This window comes from Streptomyces phyllanthi (assembly GCF_009377205.1).
GTDB classification, from domain to species: Bacteria; Actinomycetota; Actinomycetes; order Streptomycetales; family Streptomycetaceae; genus Streptomyces; species Streptomyces phyllanthi.
Genome location: NZ_VJZE01000194.1, coordinates 1 through 15464 on the forward strand (window position 1 = coordinate 1; position 15464 = coordinate 15464).

The 15464-nt window shown below is 72.8% G+C and carries 13 protein-coding genes; 10 read left to right on the plus strand and 3 right to left on the minus strand.

Features of this window, described 5'->3' with window-relative positions; translation table 11 throughout:
• Positions 1–85: 85 nt before the first annotated feature.
• Entirely contained in the window at positions 86–1891 is a 1806-nt protein-coding gene (locus tag FNH04_RS24860; protein WP_152787851.1) for a 3-hydroxyacyl-CoA dehydrogenase family protein, read from the minus strand.
• Positions 1892–2252: 361 nt separating this feature from the next.
• Here FNH04_RS24860 and FNH04_RS24865 point away from each other — a divergent pair, with 361 nt between their 5' ends.
• Positions 2253–2825, plus strand: coding sequence for an adenylosuccinate lyase (locus tag FNH04_RS24865; RefSeq protein ID WP_152787853.1), 573 nt, complete (start codon positions 2253–2255; stop codon positions 2823–2825).
• Positions 2826–3027: 202 nt separating this feature from the next.
• Here the strand turns inward: FNH04_RS24865 and FNH04_RS24870 are convergent, their stop codons facing one another.
• A complete protein-coding gene (locus FNH04_RS24870) occupies positions 3028–4650 on the minus strand; it encodes an alpha/beta hydrolase (protein WP_152787855.1) in 1623 nt (540 codons plus the stop codon).
• Between the two features lie 153 nt (positions 4651–4803).
• Complete coding sequence (locus FNH04_RS24875; RefSeq protein ID WP_152787857.1) at positions 4804–5892, minus strand: Rv2578c family radical SAM protein; 1089 nt, start codon at positions 5890–5892, stop codon at positions 4804–4806.
• A gap of 208 nt (positions 5893–6100) precedes the next feature.
• Here FNH04_RS24875 and FNH04_RS24880 point away from each other — a divergent pair, with 208 nt between their 5' ends.
• From FNH04_RS24880 to FNH04_RS24915, 9 genes are all read left to right on the plus strand, one after another.
• On the plus strand, positions 6101–6544 hold the full coding sequence (locus FNH04_RS24880; RefSeq protein ID WP_152787859.1) for an SRPBCC family protein: 444 nt from the start codon (positions 6101–6103) through the stop codon (positions 6542–6544).
• Positions 6545–6668: 124 nt separating this feature from the next.
• Positions 6669–9059: an MFS transporter gene (locus FNH04_RS24885; RefSeq protein ID WP_152787861.1), complete on the plus strand. Its 2391-nt coding sequence runs from the start codon at positions 6669–6671 to the stop codon at positions 9057–9059.
• 2 nt (positions 9060–9061) lie between these two features.
• A complete protein-coding gene (locus tag FNH04_RS48695) occupies positions 9062–9184 on the plus strand; it encodes a hypothetical protein (RefSeq protein ID WP_265580209.1) in 123 nt (40 codons plus the stop codon).
• 72 nt (positions 9185–9256) lie between these two features.
• Positions 9257–10090 carry a M55 family metallopeptidase gene (locus FNH04_RS24890; RefSeq protein WP_152787863.1) on the plus strand — a complete coding sequence of 278 codons (834 nt, stop codon included), beginning with the start codon at positions 9257–9259 and terminating at the stop codon, positions 10088–10090.
• Entirely contained in the window at positions 10083–11417 is a 1335-nt protein-coding gene (locus FNH04_RS24895; RefSeq protein ID WP_152787865.1) for a M20/M25/M40 family metallo-hydrolase, read from the plus strand. Before FNH04_RS24890 ends, FNH04_RS24895 begins: the two co-directional genes overlap by 8 nt.
• Positions 11418–11553: 136 nt before the next feature.
• Positions 11554–13473, plus strand: a complete 1920-nt coding sequence (locus FNH04_RS24900; protein WP_152787867.1) for a dipeptidyl-peptidase 5 — start codon at positions 11554–11556, stop codon at positions 13471–13473.
• Complete coding sequence (locus tag FNH04_RS24905; RefSeq protein WP_322723770.1) at positions 13470–14423, plus strand: S66 peptidase family protein; 954 nt, start codon at positions 13470–13472, stop codon at positions 14421–14423. The genes FNH04_RS24900 and FNH04_RS24905 overlap by 4 nt, the downstream gene beginning before the upstream one ends.
• Before the next feature lie 64 nt (positions 14424–14487).
• Entirely contained in the window at positions 14488–14742 is a 255-nt protein-coding gene (locus tag FNH04_RS24910) for a DUF1049 domain-containing protein (protein ID WP_194236804.1), read from the plus strand.
• A gap of 84 nt (positions 14743–14826) precedes the next feature.
• Positions 14827–15369, plus strand: coding sequence for a GNAT family N-acetyltransferase (locus tag FNH04_RS24915; RefSeq protein ID WP_322723772.1), 543 nt, complete (start codon positions 14827–14829; stop codon positions 15367–15369).
• Positions 15370–15464 lie beyond the last annotated feature (95 nt).

The following is a 15464-nucleotide window of genomic DNA, read 5'->3' on the forward strand; positions in this document are numbered from 1 at the left end:
CCTGCGTCGGGAGGGCGGGGTGGAGCTGCCCGGATCGAGCAGCCCTCCCCAGTCGTCGCCGCCTCTGAACCAGTCGCCGGGCCGCTCAGCGCTTGGCATATTCGCGGAAGCCGCGGCCGGTCTTGCGGCCGAGGCAGCCCGCGGCCACCAGGTGCTCCAGGAGCGGCGCCGGAGCCAGACCCGGGTCGCGGAACTCGCGGTGCAGCACCCGCTCGATGGCCAGCGAGACATCCAGGCCGACCACGTCGAGCAGCTCGAACGGGCCCATCGGGTAGCCGCCGCCCAGCTTCATGGCCGCGTCGATGTCGTCCAGCGACGCGTAGTGTTCCTGGACCATCTTGACCGCGTTGTTGAGGTACGGGAACAGCAGCGCGTTCACGATGAAGCCGGCCCGGTCGCCGCAGTCCACCGGGTGCTTGCGGACGGCGGTGCACAGCTCGCGGACCGTGGCGTGCACGTCGTCCGCGGTCAGGACCGTGCGGACCACCTCGACCAGCTTCATCGCCGGGGCCGGGTTGAAGAAGTGCATGCCGATCACGTCCTGCGGGCGCGAGGTGGCGCGGGCGCAGGCGACGACGGGCAGCGAGGAGGTGGTGGTGGCGAGGATCGCGCCCGGCTTGCAGACCTTGTCGAAGGTCGTGAACAGCTGCCGCTTGACGTCCAGGTCCTCGGCGACGGCCTCCAACGCGAGGTCGACGTCCGCGAACGCGTCGTACGAGCCCGCCGGGGTGATCCGGTCCAGGGTCCCGGCCGCCGCCTCGGCCGTCATCCGTCCCTTGTCGACAGAGCGTGAAAGCGACTTGCCGATACGGGCCTTGGCCGCCCGCGCCTTCTCCTCGCTGCGCGCGGCGAGCACGACGACGTACCCGGCCTTCGCGAACACCTCGGCGATCCCGGACGCCATGGTGCCGGAACCGGCGACGCCGACGGAGCGGACGGTGCGGCCGGAGACCGTGGGCGCGTCGGACAGCGGTGTCAGCGCGTCCCGCACGACGGTGGAGCTGCCGGGCGCCTCGTACGTGTAGAAACCGCGCCCCGACTTGCGGCCCGTCAGACCCGCCTCGCTGAGCTGCTTGAGGATGGGTGCGGGCGCGTGCAGCCGGTCGCGCGAGGCGGCGTACATGGCGTCAAGGACCGTACGCGCGGTGTCGATGCCGATCAGGTCGAGCAGCGCGAGCGGGCCCATCGGCAGTCCGCAGCCCAGCCGCATCGCCGCGTCGATGTCCTCGCGGGAGGCGTACTTGGCCTCGTACATCGCGGCGGCCTGGTTGAGATAGCCGAAGAGGAGTCCGTCGGCGACGAACCCGGGCCGGTCGCCGACCGCCACGGGCTCCTTGCCCAGCTCGACGGCCAGGTCCGTGACCGCGGCGACGGCCTGGGGCGAGGTGAGCACGGACGAGACGATCTCGACGAGCTTCATCGCCGGGGCCGGGTTGAAGAAGTGCATGCCCAGCACCCGCTCGGGGTGGGCCGAGTCGGCGGCCAGGCGCGTGACCGACAGCGCGTTGGTGCCGGTCGCGAGCACGGCCTCCGGGCGGACGACCGCGTCCAGCTCACGGAAGACCTGCTGCTTGATCTCGTACGACTCCGGTGTCACCTCGATGACCAGATCGGCGTCGGCCGCGGCCCCGAGGTCGGTGGACGTGCGGAAGCGGGCCAGCGTCTCGCCGCGTTCCCGCTCGCTGATCCGGCCGCGCTCCAGGGCACGGGCGGTCGAGGACTCCAGGGCGGCGACGGCCTTCGCGGCCTGCGCCTCGCTGATGTCGATGCCGACGACCTCGCGTCCGGCCCGGGCCAGGACCTCGGCGATACCGGAGCCCATGGTGCCGAGACCGACGACGGCGATCGTCTTGAGCGGGGACAGGGGGGTGTCGGACAGGGGAGTGGCCATCGCGGACTCCAGGGATGAGGGTGACGACTGGGAGCGCGCCCGCGTGCGCCGGAGGGCGCACCGGGTGCGAAGGAGTGCGGGTGTGATCGGGCTGCATGCGCACACGCCCGGTGCCGTCGCCACGAGCGTGCACACGCCGGGCGAACGGTGATGACCGACCGGCCCTGTCCCGGAGCCGTGTCGTACTGAGGTACCCGAAGTACCGAACCGACTGCTCTCAGGGCGGCTGCGTCACCAGGCCGCCATGAGGAGATACGCGAGCGGGTAGCTCGCTCGTCTGAGCTTAACCGGTGGGTAACGAGCGCGCCAGCCCTTGTGTTTGTGATGTACGTCCCCGGCGAGCGCGCCTACGCTCGGCGTCATGGACGAAGAGTTGCGATCACTCACGGAGCGTTTACGGCGGGAGGCCGGTGCCTCCCCGGCATACGACCGGCTCGTGGCGACCGAGAGCCACGACGACCTCGCGGCCGTGCTCACCGAGCCCGGACAGCCGCTGTGGGCGCGGGAGCTGGCCGCCTTCCGGCTGGGCCTCGCCGGCGACCGGCGGGCCTTCGAGTCCCTCGTCCTGCTGCTCAACCACCGCGATCCACCGCGCTGCGCCTCCGCCGCGTACGCCCTGGCCCGCCTCGGCGACCCGCGCACCGCCCGGGCGGCCGCCGCGCTCGCCACGAACGAACTCCGCGTCGCCTACGCCCTGCACCCCGTACGTCTCCTGGTGGTGCTGCGGGCTCCCGAGGCCGTGCCCGCGCTGATCACCACCCTCGCGCGGCGGCTCAGGCCGCACGATCCGTACCGCAGGGTGGCGCTCGCCTGTGTGGAGGGACTGGGCGCGCTGGGCGACCGCCGCGCCCGTCCCGTGCTGAACGAGGCGCTCGCCCACCCGGCCCTCGCGGAGGCGGCGGCGGGCGCGCTGAAGCGGCTGCCCGGCCGGTGAGCCGGGGTCAGGCCCCGGTGTGGGCCGCCATGTCGCAGGTGCGGCGGTCGTGGGGTGCGCCGGTCTCGCCGACCGGCTTGTTGCGTCTGGGCAGGGGAAGGTGAACCCGTCGGGGAGGGAGGGGGGACCGTGGGCCTGATCGGTCTGTCCCCCCCCCCGGTGGACCCAGGTCCGGCACCGCCCCGACGGGACCGCGGGCGGATCAGCCGCGGAAGCCGAGCAGACCGTGCAGCGTCGCGCCCCGTGAGGACGGGGGCGCATCCTTCGGGGTCTGCGCCTTCGCGGTCTGCGGCTGTGCGGTCTGCGGCTCGGGGTCCGGCAGCCGGTCGCACACCGCGTCGGCCTCGCCTCCGCCGCGCGGCACCGTGCCGTCGGTCAGGTAGGCCGCCAGATGCCTGTCGAGGCAGGCGTTGCCGCTGAGCGTGATGCCGTGGTTGCCGCCGCCCTCCTCCACCACCAGGCTGGAACCGCGCAGCAGATGATGGACCGTGACACCGCCCCGGTAGGGGGTGGCCGCGTCGTCCGTCGCCTGGAACAGCAGCACCGGCGGCAGCGTGGAGTTGGTGATGTCGACCGGCTTCAGCGACTTCGTCGGCCAGTACGCGCACGGCGCGTTGTACCAGGCGTTGTTCCAGGTCATGAACGGCGCCTTCGCGTACACGTTCCAGTTGTCCTGGCCCCACTGCTTCCAGCCGCGCGGCCAGGACGCGTCACGGCACTGCACCGCGGCGTAGACGCTGTAGCCGTTGTCCCCCGAGGAGTCGACGGCGGCGAAGTTCCGGTACGCCTCCACCAGCGGATCGTCGTTCTTGTCGTTCACGAAGGCCGCGAACGCCTCGGCGAGGTAGGGCCAGTAGCCGTTGTAGTACCCGCCCGGGACGAAGGTGTCCTCCAGCTCCGAGGCGCCCACGACGCCGTCCGCGGGCTTCCGGGCGACCGCCTCGCGCATGGCGTACCACTCGGCCTCGATCGCCGCCGGATCGGTGCCCAGCCGGTATGCCGCGTCGTGCCGGGCGACCCACGCCATGAACGCCTTGTGGCGGTCGTCGAAGGCGTAGTCCTGCGCGAGGTTGTCGTCGTACCACACGCCCGTGGGGTCGACGATCGAGTCCAGCACCACGCGCCGTACGCGACTCGGGTGGAGCTTCGCGTAGACGGCGCCCAGATAGGTGCCGTACGAGTACCCGAAGTAGTTGATCTTCTTGGCGCCGAGGGCCCGCCGGATCACGTCCATGTCCTTCACGGCGCTCACCGTGTCGATGTACGGCAGCAGGTCCGCGTACTTGGTGGCGCAGGCCTTGGCGAAGGCCTCGGCCCGGTTGCGGTTGGCCTTCTCGATCGCCGGGGTGCTCGGCACCGAGTCGGGCCGCACCGGAGAGAAGTGCCGGGGCCGGCAGTCCAGAGCGGGCTTGCTGGCGCCGACGCCGCGCGGGTCGAAGCCGATGACGTCGTACTGCGCGGCGACCTCCTTCGGCAGCGAGGACGCGACGAACCCGGCCAGCGTCAGACCACTGCCGCCGGGCCCGCCCGGGTTGACCAGCAGGGGTCCCTGGTACTTCTTCGCGGTGTGCGGAACGCGGGAGAGGGCGAGCGTGATCTGCCGCCCGCGCGGTCTGGTGTGGTCGAGCGGCACCTTCAGGGAGGCGCACTGGAGCGTCGGCTGGTCCTCGGTGCGGCAGTTCTTCCAGGTGGGTTTCGCCGCGGGGGTGTTCTGGACGGTGCGCGGTGCGGACGCGGAGCCGGCGCTCGCGCCGGCCGGGGCGGACGTGACCATCCCGGCCATCACGGTGGCGGCGCCGCACAAGGCAGCTGCGCGTTTCTTCATGTCTGGTCTCCCAGGACGAAGGACATGAGCCGTGCATGCCACGGCCTGCGTCGCATCGTCCCGGAAGGGGCGCCTCAAAAAGCATTTTCCGCTCAATATTGACCCGAACGGGGCGAAGGAGGCGTTCGAGCGCTGCCGCGCCGTCAGATGCCGTCAGAGCAGCGTCAGCTGAGTCGCCGTCGCCGTCGCTGTCGACTCGGGCGCGGCAAGGCCGGGAGCGGGAAGCCCGGGTACCGGAAGGCCGGGGGCCTCGGGTTCGGGCGCCGGAATCCTGCGGGGCAGCCCCGCGCGCGTGGGCCCCATGCCGTACTCCTGGGCCAGCTCGTGCACCTGTCCGGTGATCCGGCGCTGGTACCACTTGGGGGCGTACGCGCCTTCCGCGTACAGCCGCTCGTAACGCCGCACGAGATGGGGGTGGTTCCGTTCCAGCCAGGCCATGAACCATTCGCGGGCGCCGGGCCGCAGATGCAGCACCAGGGGTGTCACCGAGGTGGCCCCGGAGGCCGCGATCGCCCGTACGGTGGCCCGGAGCCGGTCCGGGTGGTCGCTCAGGAACGGGAGCACCGGGGCCATCAGGACCCCGCAGCCGATGCCGTGGTCCGTGAGGGTGCGGACGACGTCCAGGCGGCGCTCCGGGGCGGGCGTGCCCGGTTCGACGGTGCGCCACAGCTCGGGGTCGGTGAAGCCCACGGAGACGGAGATCCCGACCTCGGTGACCTCGGACGCCTGCTTCAGCAGGTCGAGATCGCGCAGGATCAGCGTGCCCTTGGTGAGGATCGAGAAGGGGTTCGCGTGGTCGCGCAGGGCGGCGATGATGCCCGGCATCAGCCGGTAGCGGCCCTCGGCGCGCTGGTAGCAGTCGACGTTGGTGCCCATCGCTATGTGCTCGCCGTACCAGCGGGGTGAGGCGAGCCGGCGGCGCAGCAGCTCCGGGGCGTTGACCTTCACGACGATCTGCGAGTCGAAGTCCAGGCCCGTGTCGAGGTCCAGATAGCTGTGGGTCTTCCGGGCGAAGCAGTAGACACACGCGTGCGTGCAGCCGCGGTACGGGTTCACCGTCCACTCGAAGGGCATGCGGGAGGCGCCCGGCACCCGGTTCACGATCGACTTCGCCCGGATCTCGTGGAAGGTGATGCCGCGGAACTCCGGGCTGTCGAAGGTGCGGGTGGTCACCGCGTCCGCGCCGAACAGCGCGGCGTCGCGGGCCGGGGCGGGGTTCTCGGCCAGATGGTCCCAGCGCATGGGCGCCTCCTCGGTAGCACTGGCCACAGAATAGAACACACGTTCTCTTGATCGTGCGAACTCATTTTCGAATGTCGTGTGAAGGTCTCGTCCGGTCCCGTACCGGGGCGCTGTTCGAGGGCGCGTACGGACCCCGATTTGGGCGGCTCGGCCGCCTGATGGTTGGCTTTCCCCGACCCGAGCAACACCGAGTGCTGGAGGAAGTGCAATGGCGCAGGTCGAGGCCACCACGGAGCGAGTCGTCGCTGCGGACGCGGAGACGGTGTTCGACACCATCGCCGACTACAGCGGCACCCGCGCGAAGCTGCTGCCCGAGCACTTCAGCGAGTACGAGGTGCGTGAGGGCGGCGACGGCGAGGGCACCCTCGTCCACTGGAAGCTCCAGGCCACCAGCAAGCGCGTCCGCGACTGCCTCCTCGAGGTCACCGAGCCGACCGACGGCGAGCTCGTCGAGAAGGACCGCAACTCCTCCATGGTCACCACCTGGCGGGTCACCCCGGCCGGGGAGGGCAGGTCCCGTGTCGTCGTCACCACCGTCTGGAACGGCGCCGGAGGCATCGGCGGCTTCTTCGAGAAGACCTTCGCCCCCAAGGGCCTCGGCCGGATCTACGACCTGATCCTGGCGAAGCTCGCCGCCGAGGTGGAGAAGTAGCCGGGCCGAGGCCCCCGCGCCCCTTTCGGGGCGTGCCCCGGTCCACGCCGTAACCCGTCGCACCTGCTGGCAGTTGTCGCGTAACGCGGGAACCGCGCAGCGGGTGTGACGAGGGGAGCGGCACATGGGCGGGATCACTCTGGCGAAGGCGGAACCGGCCGCCGCACCCTCCTGGGCGCAGGCCCCGCCGCCCGAGGAGCCGGCCGTCCAACTCGGCCCGCGCCGCCTGGGGTTGGTGTTCTCCGGGCTCCTGCTCGCGCTGCTGCTCGCCGCGCTGGAGCAGATGATGGTGGCCGTGGCGCTCCCGCGGATCGCCGCTGAGCTGCACGGCCAGGACAGGATCTCCTGGGCCCTCACCGCGTATCTGCTCACCGCCGCCGTCGCCCTGCCGGTCCACCACAGGTGCGGCGACCTCTACGGGCATCGGAGAGCCTTCCGGATCGCGGTCGTCCTCTTCGTCGCGGGCTCGGCACTCGCCGGCTGGTCGCGCACCATGGACCAGCTCATCGCCTTCCGCGCGCTCCAGGGAGCCGGCGCGGGCGGCCTCCTGGCCGGCGCCCAGGCGATCACCGCGGACATCGTGCCCGCCCGTGCACGGGGCCGCTTCCTGGGCCTCGTCGGCGCCGCGTTCGGACTCGGCTCCGTCGCGGGCCCCCTCCTGGGCGGCTACCTCACGGACCACCTCTCCTGGAGGTGGTGCTTCTACCTCAACGTGCCCTGCGGGCTCGTCGTCCTCGCAGCCGTCACGCTCGCACCGAGGTCACCGAAGCCGGAGACGAAGGGCCGCCCCGACGTCCTCGGGGCGCTGCTCCTCGCCGCCGCGTCGACCTGCCTGGTGCTGCTCACGGGCTGGGGCGGCACCCGGTACGCCTGGGACTCGCGCGTCATCCTGGGGCTCGCCGCGGGAGCCGCCGTCGCGACGGCCCTCTTCCTCGTCGCCGAGCGGCGCGCCGCACAACCGCTCGTCCCCCTGCGGCTGTTCAGGGGCTCCGTCTTCAGCGTCGCCGGGCTGGTGGGCCTGGCCATCGGGATCGCGCTCTTCGGAGCGGGCGGCTGTCTGCCCACGTACCTGCAACTGGCCGGCGGGGCCACGGCCACCGAGGCCGGGCTGCTCATGCTTCCGCTGACGGCCGGAATGGTCGGCGCGTCGGTCGTCGTGGGCCAACTCGTCCGGCGCACAGGGCACTACAGGACGTATCCGATCCTCGGTACGGCCCTCTCCGCCGCCGCCACGGGGCTCCTCTCGCGCCTCGACGCGGGCACGCCCCGGCTGCACTTCGGTCTCTGGACGGCCGTCCTCGGCGCCGGTATCGGCATGGTGATGCCGGTGCTGGTCCTCGCCGTGCAGAACTCCGTGCGCCCGGCCGACGTCGGGACCGCGACCAGTGCCCACGACTTCCTCCGGCAGCTCGGCGGCGGCGTCGGCGTGGCGCTCTGCGGCGCGCTCGTGGCGGACCGGCTCGCCGACCGCCTGCCCACGCGCGCGGGCACCGGCCTGCCCGCCCCCGAGCCCCTCACCCCACGGCTCGTCCACGCCATGCCCGCCGCGCTGCGCGACGGCCAGATCAGCGCGTACGCCGACGCCGTGCCCCGGACCTTCCTGCTCCTGGTGCCGGTCCTCGGTCTGGGCCTGCTCCTCGCCCTCTTCCTCAAGGGCGCCCCGCCGGTGTCCCCGGACGCCCCCGCCGGGCCCACGCCCTCCGCCGTGCCTCCACCCGTCCGTTCCCCCTGCGCCCGCGAGGTCGCAGTCCGCGGCACGGTCCGGCACCACGACGGCACCGTCGTCCCACGGGCCGCGCTCACCCTCATCGACGCGACCGGACTGCAGATCGGGCGCGGCGCGGGCGGCGAGGACGGACGGTACGCGCTGACCGCTCCCGGGGCGGGCTCGTACGTGCTCGTCGCCTCGGTGGGCGGCCACCAGCCGCAGGCGGTGACCGTGACCGTGGGGGAGCGGCCCGTGGAACTCGACATGGTGCTCACAGGCGCGGGACGGCTCGCCGGCCGCGTGGTCACCACCGGCGGATGCCCCCTGGGGGACGCGAGCCTCACGCTCACCGACGTCCATGGACAGGTCGTCGCCACCACCCGCACCGGGGCCGGGGGAGACTACGCCATCACGGACCTGACGGCCGGTCAGTACACCCTCTCCGTCGGCGCCCACACCTTCCGTGCGGCCGCCCTCCCCGTCACCGTCCGGTCCGGCCGCGAGTCCCGTCAGGACATCGAACTCGCGGGCGCCACCGTCCTGTCCGGCACGGTGCGCACCGACGGCGGCCGCCCCGTCGAGGACGCCCGCGTCACCCTCCTCGACCTCACGGGCACCGTCGTCGGCACGCTCACCACCGGCACCGACGGGACGTACCGGTTCGCCGGCCTCTCCTCGGGCGAGTACACGGTCATCGCCTCGGGCTACCCACCCGTCGCGACGGCGCTCCAGGTCGTGGGCGGCGGCAGGACGGCGCGGGATCTGGAGCTGGGGTACGAGGACCTGGGGAGCGGGGCGGTGCGCTGAAGATGATCTCCCCCACCCGTTCGGCGCGCACACGCGGAGCCGAACCCGAGCAGGGCGACACGGAGCGGGAGCGCCTACGGCGTGAGGTCGAGGGCATCGCCAGGGCCCGCGGAACGGGGACCTGACGCCGGCGTGACGTCCGAACCTGCCCGCCTCTTCGTGGCAGGCGCACCCGCCGACGCGTAACGTGACGCCTCATGAAGATCCTCGTCAGCGCCGACATGGAAGGAGCCACCGGCGTCACCTGGCCGGCCGACGTGCTGCCGGGGACGCCGCAGTGGGAGCGGTGCCGGGCGATGTTCACCTCCGACGTGAACGCGGCCGTGCTGGGGTTCCTCGACGGCGGGGCCGACGAGGTGCTGATCAACGAGGCGCACTGGACGATGCGCAACCTGCTGCTGGAGCGGCTGGACGAGCGCGCCCGGATGCTCACCGGACGCCACAAGGCCCTGTCCATGGTCGAGGGCGTGCAGCACGGGGACGTGGACGGCATCGCGTTCGTCGGCTACCACGCGGGCGCGGGGATGGAGGGCGTCCTCGCGCACACGTATCTCGCGAACTCCATCACCGGGGTGTGGCTCAACGACGTACGGGCGAGCGAGGGGCTGCTGAACGCGCACGTGGCCGCCGAGTACGGAGTCCCCGTCGTCCTCGTCACCGGTGACGACGTGGCCTGCGAGGACGCCCTCGGATACGCGCCCGGGGCGCTCAAGGTGGCCGTCAAGGACCATGTGTCGCGGTACGCGGCGGTGTGCCGGACACCGGCGAGGACCGCGGCCGACATCCGGGCGGCCGCCAAGGACGCGGCGGCCCTCGCGGTGCGGCACGAACCGGCCCGGGGCGGGCCGTTCACCGTGGCGCTGGAGTTCGACGCGGAGCACCTCGTGACGGCCGCCACCGTCGTCCCGGGTGTGGACCGTATCGGGGAGAGGAAGGTCGCCTATACGAGCGCGACCATGTACGAGGGCATCCGCACCTTCAAGGCGGTCACGACGATCGTCTCGGCCGCGGTGGAGGAGCAGTATGGCTGACAGCACGCCCGGACCGGCCGGGTGCGTAGACGAGCGGGCACTGGACGAGGTCGTGCGGTTCACGTCCGACCTCATCCGCATCGACACCACCAACCGCGGCGGCGGGGACTGCCGGGAGCGGCCCGCCGCCGAGTACGCCGCGGAGCAGCTGGCCGGTGCCGGACTGGAGCCCACCCTGCTGGAGCGTGCCAAGGGGCGCACGAACGTCGTGGCACGCATCGAGGGCACCGACCCGTCCGCCGACGCGCTGCTCGTCCACGGTCACCTGGACGTGGTGCCCGCCCGGGCCGGGGACTGGAGCGTGCACCCGTTCTCCGGGGAGATCCGCGACGGCGTGGTCTGGGGCCGGGGCGCCATCGACATGAAGAACATGGACGCGATGATCCTCGCGGTCGTGCGCGCCTGGGCACGGCACGGCGTACGGCCCCGGCGGGACCTCGTCATCGCCTTCACCGCCGACGAGGAGGCGAGCGCCGAGGACGGCTCCGGGTTCCTCGCCGACGAGCACGCCGGACTGTTCGAGGGCTGCACCGAGGGCATCAGCGAGTCGGGGGCGTTCACCTTCCACGACGGTGCCGGCCGGCAGCTCTACCCCATCGCCGCGGGCGAGCGCGGCACCGGCTGGCTGAAACTCACCGCGCGCGGACGCGCGGGCCACGGCTCCAAGGTGAACCGCGCCAACGCGGTGACCCGGCTGGCGGAGGCCATCGCACGCATCGGCGCGCACGAGTGGCCCGTCCGGCTCACCGCGACCGTGCGCGCCGCTCTGAGTGAACTCGCCGTCCTGTACGGCATCGAGCCCGGCCTCCAGGACGTGGACAGGCTCCTCGACAAGCTCGGACCGGCCGCCGCGCTCGTCGAGCCGACCGTCCGCAACAGCGCCAACCCGACCATGCTGGAAGCCGGCTACAAGATCAACGTGATCCCCGGGGAGGCCGTCGCGTACGTGGACGGCAGATATCTGCCCGGCGGCGAGGACGAGTTCCGCACGACCCTCGACCGGCTCACCGGACCCGATGTCGAGTGGGAGTTCCACCACCGGGAGGTGGCCCTGGAGGCACCGGTGGACTCGGTGACGTACGCGCGGATGCGCGCCGCGGTCGAGGAGTTCGCACCCGAGGGGCATGTGGTGCCGTACTGCATGTCGGGCGGCACGGACGCCAAGCAGTTCTCGCGCCTCGGCATCACAGGCTACGGGTTCTCGCCGCTGAAGCTGCCCGAGGGCTTCGACTACGCGGCGCTCTTCCACGGTGTCGACGAGCGGGTCCCGGTCGAGGCACTGCATTTCGGGGTACGGGTTCTGAACCGCTTCCTGACGACGGCGTAGGGGACCGGGAACGCGGTACCGACGGGGAGAGGGGGAAACGGTGCCCACGGGATTGGGGGAGCAGGTGCCCGAAGGACGAGGAGACGAGGTGCGGACTCCGGCGTTCGGTTCGTGGCCCTCGCCGATCGACGCGTCGATGGCCGCCGCGCACGACGGACACCCCGAGTACGTGGGTTTCGTCGGCGAGGAGGCCTGGTGGACCGAGCCACGGCCCACCGAGGGCGGACGGCGCACACTCGTACGGCGCAGGGCCGACGGCACGGAGGAGTCGGTGCTGGACGCGCCGTGGAACGTGCGCAGCCGGGTCGTCGAGTACGGCGGACAGCCGTGGGCCGGAGCCGAGCGGGACGGCGAGCCGCTGGTGGTGTTCGTGAACTTCGCGGACCAGCGCCTCTACCGGTACGAGGAGGGAGGCGAACCGCGGCCGCTCACGCCGGTGTCCCCCGTGGGCGGCGGACTGCGCTGGGCGGACCCCCTGCTCCGGCTCGACCGGGACGAGGTGTGGTGCGTCCTGGAGGAGTTCACCGGGGACGGGCCCACGGACGTACGGCGGGTCCTCGCCGCGGTGCCCCTGGACGGCTCGGCGGCCCGGGACCGGGACGCCGTACGGGAACTGACCGGGGCGCGCCACCGCTTCGTCACCGGCCCCCGGCTCTCACCCGACGGCTCCCGGGCGGCCTGGCTCGCCTGGGACCACCCGCGCATGCCCTGGGACGGCACCGAACTGATCGTCGCCGACGTCACCGGGGACGGCACGCTCGCGGAGCCGCGGACCGTGGCGGGCGGCCCGGAGGAGTCCGTCGCCCAGGCCGACTGGGCCGCCGACGGCACGCTCGTGTACGCCGGCGACAGCACGGGCTGGTGGAACCTGTACGCGGTGGGACAGGAGGGCGGGGCCAGGCCCCTCTGCACCCGCGAGGAGGAGTTCGGCGGACCGCTGTGGAAGATCGGATGGCGCTGGTTCGCGCCGCTGGACAGCGGACTGATCGCCGTCGTGCACGGGCGGGGCGCCACCGCGCTCGGCATCCTCGACCCGGAGACCGGCGAGGTCGTCGACGCGGCGGGCCCCTGGACCGAGTTCGCGCCGGCGCTCGCCACACGCGGCTCCCGCGTCCTCGGCATCGGGGCGAGCCCCCGCAGCGCGTACGAGGTGGTCGAGCTGGACGCCCGGACCGGCCACGCGCGCGTGATCGGCGCCGCGCACGACGACCCGGTCGACCCGGCGTACTACCCGGAGCCGCAGATCCGCACCTTCCACGGACCCGCAGGGCGCGAGATCCACGCGCACGTCTATCCGCCCCACAACCCGGATCACCTGGCACCCGGCGACGAACTGCCGCCCTACGTGATCTGGGCGCACGGCGGCCCCACCGGCCGGGCCCCGCTGGTCCTCGATCTGGCGATCGCCTACTTCACCTCGCGCGGCATCGGTGTCGCCGAGGTCAACTACGGCGGATCCACCGGATACGGGCGGGAGTACCGCGACCGGCTGCGCGAGCAGTGGGGCGTCGTCGACGTCGAGGACTGCGCGGCCGTCGCGCTCGCGCTCGCCGACGAGGGCACCGCCGACCGCGCCCGGCTCGCCATCCGGGGCGGCAGCGCGGGCGGCTGGACCGCGGCGGCGTCCCTCGCCACCACCGACGTCTACGCCTGCGGCACGGTCCTCTACCCGATCCTCGACCTCACGGGCTGGGGCTCGGGGGAGACCCACGACTTCGAGTCCCGTTACCTGGAGACGCTCGTCGGACCGCTCGACCAGGTGCCCGGACGGTACGCGGAGCGCTCGCCCGCCGAGCACGCCGATCGGATCACCGCACCGTTCCTGCTGCTCCAGGGACTCGACGACGTGATCTGCCCACCCGCCCAGAGCGAACGGTTCCTGGCGAAGCTGGAGGGACGGCCGGTGCCGCACGCGTACATCGCCTTCGAGGGCGAGGGCCACGGATTCCGGAGGGCCGACACCATGGTGCGGGTACTGGAAGCCGAACTCTCCCTGTACGCACAGGTCTTCGTCCTCGACCCACCCGGTGTCCCGACCCTGGAGCTCGCCAAGTGACGCCATCGACGCCACCGGCACGGCCGGTCCCGCTGACCCGGCCCGCCCGCCTCGCCCCCGGCGCCAGGGTGGCCGTCGTCGCACCCAGCGGGCCGGTCCTGGAGGAGCGGCTGAGCGCCGGGCTCGACCTCCTGCGCGGCTGGGACCTGGAACCCGTCGTGGCACCCCATGTGCTCGACCGGCACTCCGCGTTCGACTACCTGGCGGGCACGGACGCCGACCGGGCCGCGGATCTCCAGGCCGCCTGGTGCGACCCGGCCGTGGACGCGGTGCTGTGCGCCCGCGGCGGCTACGGGGCGCAGCGGGTGGTCGACCTGCTCGACTGGGACGCGATGCGGGCCGCGGGGCCCAAGGTGTTCGTCGGGTTCAGCGACATCACCGCGCTGCACGAGGCGTTCGCCCTCCGGGCCGGGCTGGTCACGCTGCACGGACCGATGGCGGCGGGCGTCGACTTCCTCAAGAGCGCGAGGGCCCAGGAACATCTGCGGGCCACGCTCTTCGAGCCGGAGACCGTGCGCACCATCGCCCCCGCCGGAGCGGTCCCGCTGGTGCCCGGACGGGCCAGGGGAGTCCTGCTCGGCGGCTGCCTCAGCCTGCTCGCCGCCGACCTGGGCGCCCCGCACGCCCGGCCCTCCGCGCGCGGCGGCCTGCTCTGCCTGGAGGACGTCGGCGAGGAGACGTACCGCCTGGACCGCTACCTCACCCAGCTCCTGCGCGCCGGCTGGTTCGACGGGGTCTCCGGGATCCTGCTCGGCTCCTGGGCCGAGTGCGCGCCGTACGAGGAGGTACGCGCGCTGCTGGCCGACCGGATCGCCGGGCTCGGAGTGCCGGTCGTGGAGGAGTTCGGGTTCGGGCACGGAGAAGGCGCGCTGACGATCCCGTTCGGGGCGGCCGGCGAACTGGACGCGGACACGGGCACCCTGACGCTGGACGAGCCCGCCCTGGCCTGAGGAGGCCTCACCCGGAGGAACGCCTCACCGGGCGTCACCGCGGCCCGCGCCGCATCCTGAACACATGAGCCCGAGGACAGAGGAGAGCGGCGGGGCGAGCGGGGCCGCGGGCACGGCACGTGGCGGGGCGATGACCCCCGGCCGGATCAGCGTGGCCGTACTCGTCGTGCTCACGCTGGTCTTCATCTTCGAGAACACCCGCGACACCAGGATCCGGCTGCTCATCCCGGAAGTCACCATGCCGCTGTGGACGGCGCTGCTGGGCATGGGCGTGATCGGGGCGCTGTGCGGGGCGTACTTCGTGCGACGGCGTGGCTGAGGCGGCACGGCTCGCGGGGTGCGGCCGACGGGGCGGCGCGTACGCCGGCCGCCGTGGCCCCGGATTCCGGCGTACCGTGGCCGCGTGTCCGAGAACGTTCGCTACCTCGCCGAAGGCCCCCGCGTGGGGATCCGGCACTTCACCCCCGGTGACGGTGCCGAGTTCACCGCGCGGGTGTGGGAGAGCAAGGAACTGCACCACCCCTGGCTCTTTCCGCCCGACAACGCCGCCGCGTACGCCGCGTACGCCGGGCGGCTCATCGAGGATCCGACGCGGGTCGGCTTCCTCGTCTGCGAGCGGGACGGCGGGGGCATCGCCGGGTTCATCAACATCAACAACATCGTCGAGGGCGCCTTCCTGTGCGGGGCGCTCGGGTACGGGGCCTTCGCGCACGCCGCCGGGCGCGGCCTGATGAGCGAGGGGCTCGGGCTCGTCGTCGACCACGCGTTCACCGCCATGGGGCTGCACCGGCTCGAGATCAACGTGCAGCCCCTCAACACGGCGTCCATCGCGCTCGCCCGCCGGTGCGGGTTCCGGCTCGAAGGGTTCTCGCCGGACTTCCTCCACGTCGACGGGGCCTGGCGGGACCACGAACGCTGGGCCCTCACGGCGCCGGGGCGCCGCTGACCTGATTCCGGCCCCCCGGTCGCCGTCATCGGTGAGGATGGGGGCCATGCGGAACATCGTCGTCGTGGACGCCCCCTCCAACCTGGGCCTCCGCC

Coding starts and splice junctions, on each gene's coding strand:
- FNH04_RS24860 (WP_152787851.1), bottom strand. CDS start 1,891: ATGGCCACTCCCCTGTCCGACACCCCCCTGTCCCCGCTCAAGACGATC.
- FNH04_RS24865 (WP_152787853.1), top strand. CDS start 2,253: ATGGACGAAGAGTTGCGATCACTCACGGAGCGTTTACGGCGGGAGGCC.
- FNH04_RS24870 (WP_152787855.1), bottom strand. CDS start 4,650: ATGAAGAAACGCGCAGCTGCCTTGTGCGGCGCCGCCACCGTGATGGCC.
- FNH04_RS24875 (WP_152787857.1), bottom strand. CDS start 5,892: ATGCGCTGGGACCATCTGGCCGAGAACCCCGCCCCGGCCCGCGACGCC.
- FNH04_RS24880 (WP_152787859.1), top strand. CDS start 6,101: ATGGCGCAGGTCGAGGCCACCACGGAGCGAGTCGTCGCTGCGGACGCG.
- FNH04_RS24885 (WP_152787861.1), top strand. CDS start 6,669: ATGGGCGGGATCACTCTGGCGAAGGCGGAACCGGCCGCCGCACCCTCC.
- FNH04_RS48695 (WP_265580209.1), top strand. CDS start 9,062: ATGATCTCCCCCACCCGTTCGGCGCGCACACGCGGAGCCGAACCCGAG.
- FNH04_RS24890 (WP_152787863.1), top strand. CDS start 9,257: ATGAAGATCCTCGTCAGCGCCGACATGGAAGGAGCCACCGGCGTCACC.
- FNH04_RS24895 (WP_152787865.1), top strand. CDS start 10,083: ATGGCTGACAGCACGCCCGGACCGGCCGGGTGCGTAGACGAGCGGGCA.
- FNH04_RS24900 (WP_152787867.1), top strand. CDS start 11,554: ATGGCCGCCGCGCACGACGGACACCCCGAGTACGTGGGTTTCGTCGGC.
- FNH04_RS24910 (WP_194236804.1), top strand. CDS start 14,488: ATGAGCCCGAGGACAGAGGAGAGCGGCGGGGCGAGCGGGGCCGCGGGC.